Genomic DNA, 17,072 nt, shown 5'->3' on the forward strand with positions numbered 1-17,072 from the left:
ACGGTGGCGACCGGTGCCCAGTAGGGATCTCCGAGCTGGACCCCGAGCCGGGGTGGCGGTCCGAATCGAGGCGGACTCGCCAGCCGGGGTCACCGGGTTTAACCGGGTCAGCGACGAATCCGGGATATGACCCGACAGGCGCTGTTCGTCGGCGGCACTCGATTCATCGGCCGCCGCGCTGTCCGCGAGTTCCGCGACGCCGGCTACGACGTGACCGTCTTCCACCGCGGCGAACACGAGAGCCCGTTCGCCGACGACGAGGGGATCGACCACCTCCGGGGCGACCGCACCGACGATGGCGATCTGGCCGATGCGGCCGCTCTCGACCCCGAGGTGGTCGTCGATCTGGTGGCGTACCACCCCGGCGACGTTCGGACCGCGACCCGCGTCTTCGACGACGTCGACGCCTACGTCTACGTCTCCAGCGGCGCCGCCTACGGCGCGGAGGAAGTGCCCAAGCGGGAGGGCGAGACCGCCCTCGAACCCTGCAGCGACGAGCAGGCGACCGACGACTCCGGCGCGACCTACGGGGCGCGCAAAGCCGAGGGCGACCGCGCCGTCTTCGCCGCCGCGGAGGAGGGCGTGAACGCGATGAGTCTCCGCCCGTGCGTCGTCTACGGCCCCCACGACTACACTCGACGCTTCGACTACTGGGTCCAGCGGGTCGCCAACTACGACCGCGTGCTGGTGCCCGGCGACGGCACGAACCTCTGGCACCGCGTGAGCGTCGAGAACGTCGCCCGCGCCCTCCGCGTCGTCGCCGAGGAGGGCGACCCCGGTGAAGCCTACAACGTCGGCGACTGGACGCTCCAGACCCTGCGAGAAACCGTCGAGACGGTCGCCGATACTCTCGTGACCGACGTGGATATCGTCGCCGCGGGCGAGCGCGAACTCGCCGCCGGCGGGTTGGAACCGTCCGATTTCCCGCTGTATCGCGACCCGCCGCACGTACTGGACACGACCAAACTCCGGTCGCTCGGGTGGGAGCCGCAGCCGCCCGCGGAGGCGGTGGCCAAGGCCGTCGAGGCGACGCCCGAGCGGGACGCCGACGAGGCCCAGCAAGGGCCCGATCGCGAGGCCGAGGAGCGGGTGCTGGGCGTGCTCGATACGCTGTGACCGCGGCATCGCCGACGAACGTCGACGGACCGTACTATTATGAGAGTGCTGCCGGAACGGGCCATACGGATGGAGTTCACCGACGACGGGGTCGTTATCGACAAACCGCTGAGTGAGCTCGACGAACTGGTCGTGGATGTCGTCGATACGCTCGAACGCGTGGGGGTCGACTACGTCGTCGTGAGCGGATACGTCGCCGTTCTCTTCGGTCGGAGTCGCGCGACGGAGGACATCGACGTGATCACCGAACGGTTCGACGAAAGGGTCGCGACGCGACTCTCGGATGAACTGCGAGAGCGTGGATACTGGGGGTCAGCGATGCCACTCGATAGCCTCTTCGAGACGCTCTCCGACGACCTGCCGCTCCGCGTCGCGGAACACGGACACCGCGTCCCGAACGTCGAGCTGAAATTCGCGAGCGACGAGTACGACCGAACGTCACTCCGGAACACGATTCAGGTTTCGCTCCGCGGGACGGAGATCACCGTCGGCTCGCTCGAATTTCAGATCGCGTACAAACTGAGCATGGGTGCGCAGAAGGACTTCGAAGACGCGCTGTATCTCTACGAAGTCGCCGGGAACAGTCTTAACACGCGCCAGCTCGAAGGATACGTAGAAACACTGGGCGTCGAAGAGGAATATGACAAACTCAGATCTTGAGGAGAAACACGCTCGAAACCGCGAGTTACGGCGAGCCGAGATCCGGCGGTGGGCCGAGTACGTCCGGACGAACCCCGACGACGACTGGGGCGAACAGGTGAACAAACTGGTCGACTCTCAGCTCGCGTCCGCCCGCCATCACGAGCACGAACGCCCCGACATCGACCAACTGCGGGAGTCTTCGCTTCTCGACGAGTGACGCCCGGGCGAGCCAGTCACCGGCGACGGCCATCTCACTTCTCGGGACGGTCACAGAGTATCTGCGACGCGAACCGACCCGGCTACCAGCACCTATCGACGCGATACCGGAGCGCGAGGCCGACGAGGCCCAGCAAGGGCCCGAGCGGGAGGCCGAGGAGCGCGTGCTTGGCGTGCTCGATACGCTGTGAGCGGCGGCGCTCAGATCGCGCCGGTGCCGACGAGGAAGGAGAGGCCATCCCGCGCGCCGACGAACGCCGCGTAGGCCAGCGCCGGCGGGAGCAGCGAGTCGGTCCGCTCGTAGGCGTAGGCACTGACCGCCACGAGCCCGACTTCCGCGAGGCCGAGCGCCGCCCCAGCGACGCCGTCGAAGCCGGTGGCCCACTGGATCACGACGGCGGCGGCGAAGACCGCGAGCGGGACGGCACAGAACGCGGACAGCCACGCGCGGTCGAACGCCTCGGCGGCGAAGACGGGGATCGCGATCGCGGCGACGAGCGACAGCGTCACGGCCGCGACTTGCAGCGGCCGGCCCGAGGAGACCAGATCCGTCGGTCCGATCGTCCCGATCAAAAGCGTCGTCAGTCCGATCGCCACGGACGGCCGCGCGGCCGACCGGAGCGTCCGCTGGACGAGCGCGTGCGCGACGAGGACGTAGACGGGGAGCCCCAGCGCCAGGACCAGCCCCGTGACCGTCGCGGGGCCGACCGGGTCGACGCCGGGGGCGTACGACGACCCCGTCAACGCCGCCAGGCTCGTCCCCGTCACCCCGGCCAGGAGTGCGACGACCGCGACCGCCGCGACGGGCGCCACCGCGACGGCGGCGACCAGCGGTAGGTCCGACCGGTCGGGAAGCGACAGCGGAACCGAGCGGCCCCTGACCCTGGCGTAGGCGGCGGTGAACGCGACTGCCCCGGCGACGACGACGGCGCTGTTGGTCAGCCCGGTGGCGGCCAGACTGCCGAGGCCCGTCGCGGCGAACGCGCCCGGACGGACGACCGACTGGAGCGCGCTCGCGACCGGCCCCAGCGAGTGGATCCAGATGACGAACGCGCCGAACGCGGCGACCGCGATGGCGCCCTCGCGAGCGAGCGGGTGCTCCTCGAACGGCGCTCGCACGTGTGTGGGGACCATGTCGACGGTAGATGATCGTCGTCTGAGAAAAGCGCCCCGGTCGTTCACTCCCTTCAGCCCGAGGTCGAATCGACGGCGCCGGTGGTTCGAATGCGACGGCAAGCGTTTTGCCGGCCGACCGCGCATACCTCGGCATGTTCGACAAGTCGACCTGGATACGGCTGCCGCGGAACGTCGTGGTCGGCCACGGCGTGCTCGACGACGCCGCGGCGGCCGTCGAGGAACTCCGCCTCCACGGCGACCCGCTGGTCGTCACCAGCCCGACGCCCGCCGAAGTGGCCGGCGACCGGGTCGTCGAGGGCTTCGCCGCCGCCGGCTACGACCCGCGGGTGGTTCGCATCGAGGAGGCCACCTTCGGCGCCGTCGAGGAGGTCATCGAGGTCGCCGCCGACGAGAACGTGGGCTACCTCGTCGGCGTCGGCGGCGGCAAGGTCATCGACGTGACCAAGATGGCCGGCGAAGACGTGGGGAAGGGCTTCGTCTCCGTCCCCACGGCCGCCAGCCACGACGGCATCGTCTCCGGCCGCGCCTCCATCCCCGAGGGTGACACCCGCCACAGCGTCGCCGCCGAGCCACCCCTCGCGGTCGTCGCCGACACCGAGATCCTCGCCGACGCGCCCTGGGAGCTGACGACGGCCGGCTGTGCCGACATCATCTCCAACTTCACCGCGGTTCGCGACTGGGAGCTCGCCCATCGGCTCAAAAACGTCGAGTATCACGAGTACGCCGGCGCGCTCTCCCGGATGACCGCCGAGATGCTCGTCGAGAACGCCGACTCCATTCGCCCCGAGCTGGAGGAATCGGCCTGGATCGTGACGAAGGCGCTGGTCTCCTCCGGCGTCGCGATGTCCATCGCCGGCTCCTCCCGGCCCGCTTCGGGCGCCGAACACCTGATCTCCCACCAACTGGACCGCATCGCCCCCGAGCCCGCGCTGCACGGCCACCAGGTCGGCGTCGCCTCCATCATGACCGAGTATCTGCATTCGGGGCCGAAAGGCCAGTGGACGGACATCCGCGACGCGCTCGCCAGCATCGACGCGCCCACGACCGCCGAGGAGCTGGGGATCGGCGACGAGGTCGTCATCGAGGCGCTGACGACGGCCCACGAGATTCGGGACCGCTATACGATTCTGGGCGACGGCATGAGCGAAGCCGCCGCGAGAGAGGCCGCCAGCGTGACCGGCGTTATTTGATTTCGGAGCTACTCGGTCCATCGTATTCCGTCGTAGTTCGAACGCCACAGCGACCGCGAACGCTACGGCGACCGCTGACTCCACAGTGACCGAAGGCAGCGTGAAAGCCCCGACTCGTTCGACTCCCGGGCCTCGCTGTCTCAGGAAATCGGAGACTTCCGGGATCGGGCGAGAGCTTCGCTCTCTCGAACCACGCTCCTCGGCCTTCGGCCTGCGGTGTCTGAGGGCTACGGCCTCGGATTAGCGGGACCTCCGGTCCCGCGTCACTTGCTTCGTCCGGGTTCGCCGAACGAGTCGCCCCTTTCATTCCCGCCCGCACAGACTGACCGGCCAGCCGACGCGGGTGGGAATGAAAGGGGCCGGTCGCTCCGGGAAGACTGCCGACGTAAGCACTGGAACGAGCGAAGCGAGTGAAGCGCGCAGCGAGGCCCTCGACCGGAGCGAGCGGGGGCTTTCACGCTGTTCGCAGTCACGGTTCCCGTTGCGGTCGCGGTGCTGTCGCCTCCGCCTACCTTGTCTACTGCCACCGAAACCCACACCCCCGAAACCGATTTATCGACCGAAACGAGTACATCAGGTAATGACGCGGCACCGCGTGCCCGCCGCGGCGGTCTCGATTATCGCCCCGTCAGGGGCGTAGTACCTACTTTCTCGGGGCACGACGGGTCCGCACTCGGTGACACCAGTCTCGTCAGACGTCCGCCCGTCGGACGCTCGTTCTCACCGTCTGCCGGAGCCCGCTCGTGCCGTGAGCCACGGACCCGACAGCGGCGACTGATTCGAGGACTCGACTCGTGTAGTCGCCACGTATCGCACGCGAACCGACACGACGAGACACATCCATCGATGCCAGAACGACTACCGGACCACTACGACCCGAACGCGGTCGAACAGACAGTCAAAGCCCACTGGACGGACGCCGACGCCTTCCCCGGCGTCGACGCGCCCGCGGAGACCAGCCACGCCTACGAGTACGCCAAGCGCCGCGCCGTCGAGCGAGGCGACGAACGCGACCGAGAACCGTTCTACTTCCTCGACGGACCACCGTTCACGAGCGGACGGATGCACGTCGGCAACGCCTGGGGGAAGGTCCTCAAGGACGCGCTGTTGCGGTACCACCGAATGCAGGGTCGCGCGGTGCTGGCCCGACCGGGCTACGACACCCACGGCCTGCCCGTCGAGGTGAACGTCGAGGCCGACCACGAGTTCGAGACCAAGCGAGCGGTCGAGGAGTACGGCGTCGACCGGTTCGTCGACGAGTGCCGGGCGTTCGTCGACGAGCAGCGCGCCGTGATGGACGAGGAGTTTCGCGACCTGGCGGTGTGGATGGACTGGGACGACGTCTACCAGACGATGGACGCCGAGTACGTCGACACCGTCTGGGACGCGTTCGCCGCGCTGTTCGAGCGCGGACTCGTCGAGCGGGGCGACCAGGTGGTCAACACCTGCCCGCGCTGCGAGACGGCGGTGTCCGATTCTCGGCTCGAGTACGCAGACCGCACCGTCGACGCGGTGTACGTCGGCTTCCCGCTGGTCGACGGCGGAGGGGATCGCGAGGGCGAGCGAAGTAAGCCCTCGGAACGAGCGAGCGGCGACGGCGGAGCCGCGAGCCGCGACGGCACCCTCGTCGCCTGGACGACGACGCCGTGGACCGTCGTCGGCAACCAGTTCGTCGCCGTCGACGAGCGCGGGGAGTACGCGGCCGTCGAGGTAGACGACGGGGCGGTCGCCGGCCGCGCCGACCGCGTCGACCGCGCCGCGGACGGCCCGCTCTACCTCGCCGCCGAGCGCGTCGACGCCGTGATGGCCGCGCTCGGTGTCGCCGAAGACGACTTCACGGTCGTCGAGACGCTCCCGGGGAGCGACCTCGTCGGGGCGACGTATCGCCACCCGCTCGCGGAACGACTGCCCGACTACCCGACGCCCCGCGGAACCGTCGCGGACGCCCACTACGTCGAGACGGACGGCGACGGCACCGGCCTCGTCCACTCGGCGCCGGGGTTCGGTCACGAGGATTTCGAGCGGGCGCGCGAGGCCGACCTCGACCTGCCGGCTTACTCGCCCGTCGACCTCGACGGCCGGTTCACCGACGAGGCGGGGCCGTTCGCGGGCCTCTCGGTCCACAGCGAGGGCCGCACGGCTGTCGCCGAGGCGCTCGACGAGGCGGGCGCGCTGCTCGGGCGCGAGCGGTTCACCCACGAGTACCCGCAGTGCCCGCGCTGCGACACCGACGTGGTGATGCGCGCCGCCGAGCAGTGGCTCGTGCGCGTGACCGACCTGAAGGCCGATCTACTGGAGGCCGTCGAAGAGACGACCTGGTACCCCGTCGAGGCCCGCGACGGCCGTTTTCACAACACCGTCGAGAACGCACCGGACTGGAACGTCTCCCGCCAGCGCTACTGGGGGAGTCCCCTCCCGGTCTGGCACTGCGAGGACTGCGACCGGGACACCGTCGTCTCCTCGCGGGCGGACCTGGCCGAGCGCGCCGGGCTCGATGCGGTGCCCGAGGATCCACACCGGCCGGTCGTCGACGAGGTGACCGTCCCCTGTCCCGACTGCGGCGGGGAGGCCGAGCGCGTGGGCGACGTGCTCGACGTGTGGTTCGACTCCGCGGTGGCCTCGTGGGCGAGCCTGCGCGAGCGCCCGAGCGAGAATCCCCGTCCGGGGGACTGGCCCGCCGACCTCGTCGTCGAGGGCAACGACCAGACGCGCGGGTGGTTCCTGATGCAGCTGTACCTGGGCGTCGCGTTCGCCGGTCGAGCGCCCTACGAGGAAGTGCTGATGCACGGCTGGGCGCTGCTGGACGGCGAGGGGATGTCCAAATCGAGAGGGCACGTCCTCCGGCCGCCCGAGGTCGCTGCGTCTCACGGCCGCGACGCCCTGCGGGCGCACCTGCTCGGTCACGAACAGCAGGGCCAGGACGTGACGATGACTTCCGAGATGACCGGCGTCGAGACGACTCGCGAGCGGTTCGACGTAGTGTGGAACGTCGTCCGCTTCGCCGCGATGTTCATGGCCGAGGACGGCTATCGGCCCGCGGTCGACCTCGCTGTCGACGCCGACGACCGTCGGGTGGCGGACGAGTGGGTCCTCGCGCGCCTGCGCGAGGTGACCGAGCGGGCGACCGCGGGCTTCGAGGACCGCGAGCCGAACGCCGCGCTCGACGCCGTCCTCGACTTCCTCGTCGAGGACGTCTCGCGCTACTACGTTCAGACGGTCCGCGACCGGGTGTGGGCGCCCGACTCGACGGCGGACAAGCGGGCCGCCTACGACGCGCTGGGGACCGTCCTCGGCGTCTGCGTGCGGCTGCTCGCGCCGTTCGCGCCGCACCTCGCCGAACGGCTCTACCGGGCACTCGACGGGCCCGCCGACGCGGAGGAGCCGACGGTCCACGCGACCGAGTGGCCAGACGCCGACGCGCTCGGTCTGCCGAACGATCCCGCGCTGGTCGAACGGGTGGGCGCGCTCCGCGCGGTCGAGGGGGCCGTCGCGACCGCTCGTCAGGAGATGGGCCGCAAGCACCGCTGGCCGGTCGCCGAGGTCGTCGTCGAGACCGACGACGAGACGGTCGCCGAGGCGGTCGATACCCATCGGGAGCTGCTCGCCGACCGCACCAACGCCGAGTCGGTCGCGCTGACCGACCGGTACCCCGCTCGCGAGCGCGTGGTCGTCCCCGAGATGGACGCGCTCGGGCCGGCGTTCCGCGACGACGCGGGAGCGGTCGCCGACGCCGTCGAGGGGCGACCGGCCGAGGCGCTGCCGCTGACGGTCGCCGTCGATGGAACCGACTACGCGGTGAGCGCCGAACAGGTCTCGGTCGCCGAGCGCGTCCCCGACGGGGTCCGGCGGGTCCCCTTTGGCGGCGGCACGGTCTACGTCGACGAGTCGCTCGGCGAGCGACTCCGCGGCGAGGGGCTGGTCAGGGACGTAACTCGGCGCGCCCAAGAGATGCGCGCCGACCTCGGCCTGGCCGTCGACGAGCGGGTCCGGCTGGCGGTCGTCACCGGCGACGACGCGCTGGCGGCGGCGGTCGGCGACCACGCCGACGAACTGCGACGCGCCGTCAGGGTCGACGACCTGTCCGTCCGCGACGACGGCGCTGTCGACGACGGCGACGCCGCCGGTTACGCCCGTACTCGCGAGTGGGCGGTCGACGGTGCGACGGTGACGCTGGCGATGGAACCGACCGGGGACTCGCGAGTCTGAGCGAGCGGTGCGCGGAAGGATGGGATAGGATGGGATGTCGCCGTAGGCGGGGAACGGGAGCGTGTGACCGTGCCGCGCCCCCGGCATGTGCAGGTGTCTCGTCGCGGGGCATAAAGGGCCGTCAGACTTCGGGCTGACGACCGGCAGACGCCGACCGATTTCGCGTGAAATCGCCGTCGGGCACCGGGATCGAAGTCGCCCGCAAGCGACCGCGCCCGCCCGTGGCCCCGTCCGAACTCGCCCCGCCGAGCCGGGACTGTCGATCCGTCCTCGGTATACTTTATGTGATTATATACCTATTATTGTCACTATCCCCTTCCTGGATAATAATTTAAAACTAGGGGCGGCTTTACTGGACGAATCCGGTTTATTTTTACCAGAAGTCGACGAGCGTTCATGCATGGGTTCCGACGTAAACCCCTTCGAGAGCCTACAAGAACAGATCGACGAGGCCGCACAGTACCTCGACGTGGACGAGGGACTGCTGGAGCGGCTGAAGAACCCCGAGCGCATCCTGGAGACGAACCTCTCGGTCGAGATGGACGACGGCTCGGTCGAGGTGTTCCGTGCGTATCGCTCGCAGTTCAACGGCGACCGCGGCCCGTACAAGGGCGGCATCCGCTATCACCCGCAGGTCTCCCGCGACGAGGTCAAGGCGCTGTCGGGCTGGATGGCCTACAAGACCGCGACCGTCGGCATCCCGCTTGGTGGCGGCAAGGGCGGTATCGTCATCGACCCCGACGAGTACTCAGAGGACGAACTCGAGCGCATCACGCGCGCGTTCGCGACGGAACTGACTCCGATCATCGGTGAGGACCGCGACGTGCCCGCGCCCGACGTGAACACGGGCCAGCGCGAGATGAACTGGATCAAAGACACCTACGAGACGCTGGAAGACACGACCGAACCGGGCGTCATCACCGGCAAGGACCTCTCCAGCGGTGGCAGCGAGGGCCGCGTCGAGGCCACCGGTCGTTCGACGGTCATCGCCGCCCGCGAGGCGTTCGACTACCTCGGCGAGGACGTCGCCGACGCGACCGTCGCCGTCCAGGGCTACGGCAACGCCGGCTGGATCTCAGCGAAGCTCGTCGACGAGATGGGCGCCGACGTGGTCGCCGTCTCCGACTCCAGTGGCGGCGTCTACGACGAGGACGGCCTCGACCCCGTCGCGGCCAAAGACTACAAACGCGAGACCGGCAGCGTCGCCGGCTTCCACGGTGCCGACGAGGCGGTCTCCAACGACGAGCTGCTCCAGCTCGACGTCGATCTCCTGATCCCCGCCGCCCTGGAGAACGCCATCGACGAGGAGATCGCAGAAGGCGTCCAGGCAGACGTGATCTCCGAGGCCGCCAACGGCCCGATCACGCCCGCCGGTGACGACGTGCTCGAAGCGAAAGACGTCGTCATCGTGCCCGACATCCTCGCCAACGCGGGCGGCGTCACCGTCTCCTACTTCGAGTGGGTGCAGAACCGCCAGCGCTTCTACTGGTCGGAGCAGCGCGTCAACGAGGAGCTCGAGGACATCGTCGTCGAGCAGTTCGACACGCTCGTCGACGCGTACGAGGACCACGACCTGCCGAGCATGCGGGTCGCCGCCTACGTCGTCGCCATCCAGCGCGTCCTCGACGCCGCCGAACAGGCCGGCACCTGGGCCTGAGCGGGACCCACGCGCCGTTCGCGACCCGACCGGGCGACCGCGTGCGAGTCCACGGCGCACGACTCGTCCGCTCCCGCGGGTATCTTTTCTTTCCCAGGGCACTTTTCTTAACTTCGTACACTTCTACTGGATTCACGATGGGTTTTTACCCCACCGTTTCGTACTTTGGAGTACACTCGATCACCGATCGGATCCCTGTCGAACGATCCGCACATAGTATAGGTTGGAGGTCCCTTATACTCCTAAGTGTGGATATAACGGTCACATAGTCTATCAGGCCAAGCGTTTTACCGAGGTACCGGATAGCTTCTGGACACATGAGTTCGTTCTCTCGCGACGACGGGGACCGCCGGCTGGCAGACCCGGCCGATGCGCGGTCCAACTGCGGCGTCGGGGTCGTAATGGATCTCGACGGCGACGGGGGCCACTGGGTGCTCTCGGACGGATTGGAACTGCTCGCGAACCTCGAACACCGCGGTACCACCGGTGCCGAGGAGTCGACCGGTGACGGCGCCGGCGTCATGATCCAGACGCCCCACGACTTCTTCGCCGAGGAGGTCGACGCCGACCTCACGCCCGGCGAGTACGCGGTCGGCTCGCTCTTCCTCCCGAAGGACGACGAGGCCCGCGAGGACCTGAAGGCCGTCGTCGAGGAGCAGTTCGCCGTCGAGGACCTGGACGTGGTCGCCTGGCGCTCGGTCCCGACGGACAACGCCGACCTGGGACAGACGGCGCTCGACTCCGAGCCCGAGATGGCGCAGGTGTTCGTCGAGTCCGCCGAGGGGCTGACGGGCGAGGCGTTCGACCGGCGACTGTACACCGCCCGCCGTGCGCTGGAGACCCACGTCGAGGAGACCGAACCCGCGGGACACGAGCGGTTCTACGTCGTCTCGCTCGCCACCGACAGGGTCGTCTACAAGGGCCTGTTGAAGGGTGAACAGGTCGCCGACTACTACCCGGACCTGACCGACGAGCGCGTCGACACCACCTTCGCGATGGTTCACGCCCGGTTCTCGACGAACACGCTCGGAGCCTGGCACCTCGCTCACCCCTACCGGGGGATCATCCACAACGGCGAGTTCAACACGATCCAGGGCAACATCAACTGGATGCGCGCGCGAGAGACGGACCTCGATTCGCGGGCGTTCGACGACGTCGACAAGCTCAAGCCGATCATCGACGACCCCGAGCAATCGGACACCGCGAGCGTCGACAACGCGCTCGAACTCCTCATGCTCGAAGGCCGAGACCTGCCCCACGCGCTGCGGATGCTCATCCCCGAGGCGTGGCGCGGTGAGGCCAACGCCGTCTCCGGCGACCGCCGCGACTGGTACGATTACCACGCCTCGCTCGTCGAGCCGTGGGACGGCCCCGCCCTGGTGGCGGCCACCGACGGCGAGCGCGTCGGTGCCGTCCTCGACCGCAACGGCCTGCGCCCGTGCCGATACGACGTGACCACCGACAACACGCTCGTGATGGCGAGCGAAGCCGGCGCGCTCGACACCGACCCCGCCGATATCGAAGAGCGCGGCCGGCTCCAGCCCGGCCAGCTGTTCCTCGCCGACCCCGAAGAGGGCCGTGTCATCCCGGACGAGGAGGTCTTCGACGACCTCACCGACGAGAAGTACGGCGAGTGGGTCGCCGACGAGCAGGTCGACCTCGACGACATCGTCGACCGCCCAGACAACCTCCCACAGCGCGATATCGACCAACTGCGGGCCTACCAGGCCCAGTACGGCTACACCTACGACGAGGTCGACCACCTCCTCGAACCGATGGCCGAGAAGGGCAAGGACCCCGTCGGCTCGATGGGCGACGATACCCCCCTCTCGGTCCTGTCGCAGTTCAACCGGCCCCTCTTTACCTACTTCAAGCAGCTGTTCGCGCAGGTCACGAACCCGCCGCTGGACTACATCCGCGAGGAACTGGTCACCTCGCTGGAGTCGCGGCTCGGCCACCAGCGCAACCTGCTCGACGAGTCGCCCGGGCACGCCCGCCAGCTCGTCCTCGACTCGCCGATCCTCACCGACCAGCAGACCGAGGCGATCCGCGATCTGGACGCGAACGGCATGTCCTCGAAGGTCGTCGACGTCACCTACGACCCCGACGCGACCGAGCTCCGCGAGGCCGTCGAAGACGCCCGCGAAGCCGCCTCGGAGGCGGCGACCGAGCACGACGTGCTCGTCCTCTCGGACCGCGCCGCGGGCGAGGGCCGCATCGCGATCCCCAGCCTCCTGGCGGTCGGCGGCGTCCACCACCACCTCGTCCGCAACGGCCTGCGCAACCACGTCGGGCTCGTCCTCGAATCGGGCGACCCTCGCACGGTGCATCATATGGCGACGCTCGTCGGCTACGGCGCCGGCGCCGTCAACCCATACCTCGCGTACCAGACCATCGAGGATCTCGTCGCCGGACCGGACGGTGCCGAACTCTCGACGGCGATCGACGCCTACGTCAACGCTCTGGAGGACGGCCTCCTGAAGACGATGGCCAAGATGGGCATCTCGACCGTCGAGAGCTACCAGGGCGCCCAGATCTTCGAGGCCGTCGGCCTCTCCTCGGACTTCGTCGCCGAGTACTTCGAGGGCACCGCCAACCGCACCGAGGGCATCGGCATCGACGAGATCGAGGAGGACCTGCTCGACCGCCACGAGGTCGCCTGGGGCGACGAGCCCGACCTCGAGCGCCAGGGCGAGTTCGAGAACCGCTCGGGCGGGATCCACCACCAGTGGAACCCCTCCACCGTGGGCAAAGCCCAGCAGGCCGTTCGAACCGGTGACTACGAGCGCTACAAGGAGTTCGCCGCGGAGATCAACGACCAGAACGAGCAGCTACAGACGCTCCGTGGCCTCCTGGAGTTCGACTCCGACCGCGACCCGGTCCCGATCGAGGAGGTCGAGCCGGTCGAGGAGATCGTCAAACGGTTCGAGACCGCGGCGATGAGCCTCGGGTCGCTGTCGCCGGAGATGCACGAGAACAACGCCATCGCGATGAACCGGCTGGGCGCTCACGCCAACACCGGCGAGGGCGGCGAACCGCCCGAACGGTTCGACACCGAGAAGAACTGCAAGACCAAGCAGGTCGCCTCCGGCCGCTTCGGCGTCACCAGCCACTATCTCGCCTCCGCCGACGAGCTGCAGATCAAGATGGCTCAGGGCTCCAAGCCCGGCGAGGGCGGTCACCTCCCCGGCAAGAAGGTCAACGAGATGATCGCCCACGTCCGCTACGCGACGCCGGGCGTCGGCCTCATCTCGCCGCCGCCGCTGCACGACATCTACTCGATCGAGGACCTCAAGCAGCTCATCCACGACCTGAAGGCCTCCAACCCCGACGCGGACGTGAACGTCAAACTGGTCGCCGAGGACGGCATCGGCACCATCGCCGCGGGCGTCGCCAAGGCCAACGCCGACAAGGTCCACATCTCGGGCCACGACGGCGGCACCGGCGCCTCGCCGAAGACGAGCATCAAGAACGCGGGCCTGCCGTGGGAGCTGGGCCTCGCCGAGGCCAACCAGATGCTCCGCGCGACGGGCCTGCGCTCGCGCATCGAGGTCACCTCCGACGGCGGGATGAAGACCGGCCGCGACGTGGCCGTCGCGACCCTGCTCGGTGCGGAGGGCTACGCCTTCGGCACCGCGTCGATGGTCACCTCCGGCTGCGTGATGGCGCGGCAGTGCCACGAGAACACCTGCCCGGTCGGCGTCGCCACCCAGAACGAGAAGCTCCGGGATCGGTTCCCGGGCGAGCCCCAGCACGTCATCAACTACATGACCTTCGTCGCCCAAGAGTTCCGGGAGATCATGGCCGAACTCGGGTTCCGCACGGTCGACGAGATGGTCGGGCGCCCGAGCGTGCTCGCCCAGCGGACGGACGTGGACCAGCCCAAGGCGAAGAAGGTCGACCTGCAAGGCGTCATCGCCGAGCCCGCCGGCGACGACGACCGTTACAAGACCCGCGAACAGACTCACGAGGTCGACGAGGCGCTCGACTGGGGTCTCATCGAGGAGGCCGAGCCCGCCATCGAGTCGGGCGAACCGGTCGCCATCTCGACGGACGTGGACAACACCAACCGCGCGGTCGGCGCGACGCTCTCGAACGCGATCTCCGACGAGTACGGCGGTGAGGGGCTGCCGGACGACACCGTCGAGTGCCGCCTGGAGGGCACCGCCGGCCAGAGCTTCGGCGCCTTCCTCCAGCAGGGGATCACGATGGATCTGGTCGGCAGCGCCAACGACTACGTCGGCAAGGGGCTCTCGGGCGGGAAGCTGATCGTCCGGACGCCCGACAACGCCAACTACGACGCCGCCGAGAACGTCGTCATCGGTAACGTCGCGCTGTACGGTGCGACCCAGGGCGAAGCCTACGTCAACGGCGTCGGCGGCGAGCGCTTCGCCGTCCGCAACTCCGGCGTGAAAGGCGTCGTCGAGGGCGTCGGCGACCACGGCTGTGAGTACATGACCGGCGGCGCCATCGTCGTCCTCGGGGAGACGGGCAAGAACTTCGCGGCCGGCATGTCTGGCGGCGTCGCCTACGTCTACGACCCCGACGGCAAGTTCGCCCGGAAGGCGAACACTGGGATGGTCTCGATCGACCCGACGCCGGACGAACTCGACCGCGCGATGATCACGCGGTTGGTCGAGAACCACGCCGAGTACACCGACTCGGACCGCGCGGCGGAGCTGCTGGCGAACTGGGACGACGCGCTCGACGACTTCACGAAGGTGATGCCCGACGCCTACGCCGAGATCGTCGCCGAGCGCGAGCGCGCCGACGTGCGCACCGAACTGCCCGAACCGGCCGCCCCCGCCTCCGCGTCCGGCGCCGCCAGCCAGGGTCAGGCCGACGACTGACGCGCAGTCGCGCCCGACCTGACCCGAACGTTCTTTCGTGCCGCCCATCACTCGCCGCGGGTGAGTGAGACCGATCGCGACCGCTCGCCGGTCGGCGTCCGCAAGCCATAAGTCGCTCCGCACGTCTCTCACGCACATGACTCACCCCGCGCTCGCGGCCGACGCCGACGCCGAGCCGGGTGTCTCGGTCGCTTCTCCGAAACGCAAACGGTCGTGAACGGCTCCCGGCGAGCCTGGCGCACTCGTCGCGGGCCATCCTCGTCCGGTCGCGAACTCCTCGACGCACCCGACTGTCGAGCGGGCCGCGACCGTCCGCATCGACCACGACCCACGCAGCATATCACCCACCCACGCGAACACCGACCAATGACAACGTTTCAGTTCCGCGGCGTGTACCCCGCCATGTGCACGCCGTTCGACGACGACGGCAGTATCGACTTCGAGACACTCCGAGAAGACGCCCAACGGCTCGAACGCGCGGGCGTCGACGGGCTCGTCCCCTGCGGATCGACCGGAGAGTCGGCGACGCTCACCCACGACGAACACATCGAAGTCGTCGAGGCGGTCGTCGACGCCGTCGGCGACGTGCCCGTCATCGCCGGCTCCGGCTCGAACAACACCCGCGAGGCGCTGTCGCTGTCCCGCCGCGCGGCCGACGCCGGTGCGGACGCCCTGCTCCTCATCTCGCCGTACTACAACAAGCCCGAACAGCGAGGGTTCGTCGAGCACTTCGAGCGCATCGCCGACGAGATCGAACTCCCGCAGATCGTCTACAATGTCCCCTCCCGGACCGGCCGTAACATCGAGCCCGCCACCGTCGCCGAGCTCGCCGATCACCCCAATATCCAGGGATACAAGGCCGCAAGCGGCGACATGGGACAGATCAGCGAGATCGTCGAGCGGACCCGGGACACCGACCTCGACGTGCTCTCGGGCGACGACGGCATGACGCTGCCGATGCTCTCGGTCGGCGCCACGGGGGGTATCAGCGTGGCCGCCAACGTCGAGCCCGAGCGGACCTGTGCCATGGTCGGCGCGGCGCTGGCCGGCGACTTCGAGCGCGCTCGCGAGATCCACCACCGACTCGGTCCGCTCTTTCGCGCGCTGTTCGTCGAGACCAATCCGATCCCGGTCAAGGAGGCCATGGGGATCCGCGGCTACAGCTCGGCGCGGATGCGCTCGCCGCTGACGCGGCTCTCCGAGCAGTACCGCGACGACCTGGCGACGATCCTCGACGACCTGGAATCCGAAACGTTCGATTCCGAGAACGACTACGTCGAGGCCGAACGATGAGCACGACGATCGCGGTCAACGGCGCCGCCGGGCGCATGGGGAAGACAGTGATCGAGACGGCCGCCGAGCGCGAGGACGTCGAGGTCGTCGTCGGCTTCCACGCCACCGAGGCCGGCGAGATCGACGGCGTCCCGGTCGTCGACGGTGAGGAGGCGGCCGATGCCCTGGCGGAGTACGACGTGGACGCTGTCGTCGACTTCGCGACGCCCGAAGCGGCCGTCTCGGTCGCCGGCACCTGCGCGGACGCGGGCGTCGCGCTCGTGGTCGGGACGACGGGTTTCGACGACGACCAGCTGGACGCCCTCGACGCGGCGGGCGAGTCCGTGCCCGTCCTCAAGGCCACCAACTTCTCGCGGGGCATCCAGGCGCTCCTTCGGACCGTCCGCGAGGCCGTCGGCGCCCTCGACGGCTACGACCTGGAACTGATGGAGACCCACCACAACGACAAGGTCGACGCGCCCTCCGGGACCGCGAACACCATTCTGGAGACCGTACAGGACCAGCGCGACGTGGAACCGGTCTACGGCCGCGAGGGCCACGCCCCGCGTGAGGACGACGAGATCGGCGTGTTCGCTCGTCGCGCGGGCGACGTCCGCGGCGAGCACGAACTCGTCCTGGCGGGCAACGACGAAGTGGTGTCGCTGTCGCACCGCGCGGAGGACCGCGCGGTGTTCGCCGCCGGCGCGCTCGACGCCGCAGCGTGGCTCGCTGGGCGCGAGGCGGGCCGCTACGAGTTCGGAACCGTCGTCGACGAGTCCTGAACGA

The 17,072-nt window shown here is 69.0% G+C and carries 10 protein-coding genes; 9 read left to right on the forward strand and 1 reads right to left on the reverse strand.

Annotated features, from left to right (window positions below):
• Nucleotides 1-126: 126 nt before the first annotated feature.
• From I7X12_RS01885 to I7X12_RS01895, 3 genes are all read left to right on the forward strand, one after another.
• Nucleotides 127-1,116: an NAD-dependent epimerase/dehydratase family protein gene (locus I7X12_RS01885; protein WP_198062201.1), complete on the forward strand. Its 990-nt coding sequence runs from the start codon at nucleotides 127-129 to the stop codon at nucleotides 1,114-1,116.
• A gap of 69 nt (nucleotides 1,117-1,185) precedes the next feature.
• Nucleotides 1,186-1,776: a hypothetical protein gene (locus I7X12_RS01890; protein WP_198062202.1), complete on the forward strand. Its 591-nt coding sequence runs from the start codon at nucleotides 1,186-1,188 to the stop codon at nucleotides 1,774-1,776.
• The gene (locus I7X12_RS01895) at nucleotides 1,757-1,975 is read left to right on the forward strand and encodes a hypothetical protein (protein ID WP_198062203.1); all 219 of its coding nucleotides are present in this window, start codon (nucleotides 1,757-1,759) and stop codon (nucleotides 1,973-1,975) included. Before I7X12_RS01890 ends, I7X12_RS01895 begins: the two co-directional genes overlap by 20 nt.
• 200 nt (nucleotides 1,976-2,175) lie before the next feature.
• Here I7X12_RS01895 and I7X12_RS01900 read toward each other — a convergent pair whose 3' ends face one another.
• A complete protein-coding gene (locus I7X12_RS01900) occupies nucleotides 2,176-3,108 on the reverse strand; it encodes a hypothetical protein (RefSeq protein ID WP_198062204.1) in 933 nt (310 codons plus the stop codon).
• A gap of 134 nt (nucleotides 3,109-3,242) precedes the next feature.
• Here I7X12_RS01900 and I7X12_RS01905 point away from each other — a divergent pair, with 134 nt between their 5' ends.
• From I7X12_RS01905 to dapB, 6 genes are all read left to right on the forward strand, one after another.
• A complete protein-coding gene (locus I7X12_RS01905) occupies nucleotides 3,243-4,301 on the forward strand; it encodes an NAD(P)-dependent glycerol-1-phosphate dehydrogenase (RefSeq protein WP_198062205.1) in 1,059 nt (352 codons plus the stop codon).
• A gap of 846 nt (nucleotides 4,302-5,147) precedes the next feature.
• Nucleotides 5,148-8,507 carry an isoleucine--tRNA ligase gene (ileS, locus tag I7X12_RS01910; RefSeq protein ID WP_198062206.1) on the forward strand — a complete coding sequence of 1,120 codons (3,360 nt, stop codon included), beginning with the start codon at nucleotides 5,148-5,150 and terminating at the stop codon, nucleotides 8,505-8,507.
• A 400-nt stretch (nucleotides 8,508-8,907) separates the two neighbouring features.
• The gene (locus tag I7X12_RS01915) at nucleotides 8,908-10,164 is read left to right on the forward strand and encodes a Glu/Leu/Phe/Val family dehydrogenase (protein ID WP_198062207.1); all 1,257 of its coding nucleotides are present in this window, start codon (nucleotides 8,908-8,910) and stop codon (nucleotides 10,162-10,164) included.
• Between the two features lie 317 nt (nucleotides 10,165-10,481).
• Complete coding sequence (gltB, locus tag I7X12_RS01920; RefSeq protein ID WP_198062208.1) at nucleotides 10,482-15,014, forward strand: glutamate synthase large subunit; 4,533 nt, start codon at nucleotides 10,482-10,484, stop codon at nucleotides 15,012-15,014.
• A 366-nt stretch (nucleotides 15,015-15,380) separates the two neighbouring features.
• Nucleotides 15,381-16,307, forward strand: a complete 927-nt coding sequence (dapA, locus tag I7X12_RS01925) for a 4-hydroxy-tetrahydrodipicolinate synthase (protein ID WP_198062209.1) — start codon at nucleotides 15,381-15,383, stop codon at nucleotides 16,305-16,307.
• Complete coding sequence (gene dapB / locus I7X12_RS01930) at nucleotides 16,304-17,068, forward strand: 4-hydroxy-tetrahydrodipicolinate reductase (protein WP_198062210.1); 765 nt, start codon at nucleotides 16,304-16,306, stop codon at nucleotides 17,066-17,068. The genes dapA and dapB overlap by 4 nt, the downstream gene beginning before the upstream one ends.
• Nucleotides 17,069-17,072 lie beyond the last annotated feature (4 nt).

The sequence above is a fragment of the Halosimplex litoreum genome, from assembly GCF_016065055.1.
GTDB lineage: Archaea > Halobacteriota > Halobacteria > Halobacteriales > Haloarculaceae > Halosimplex > Halosimplex litoreum.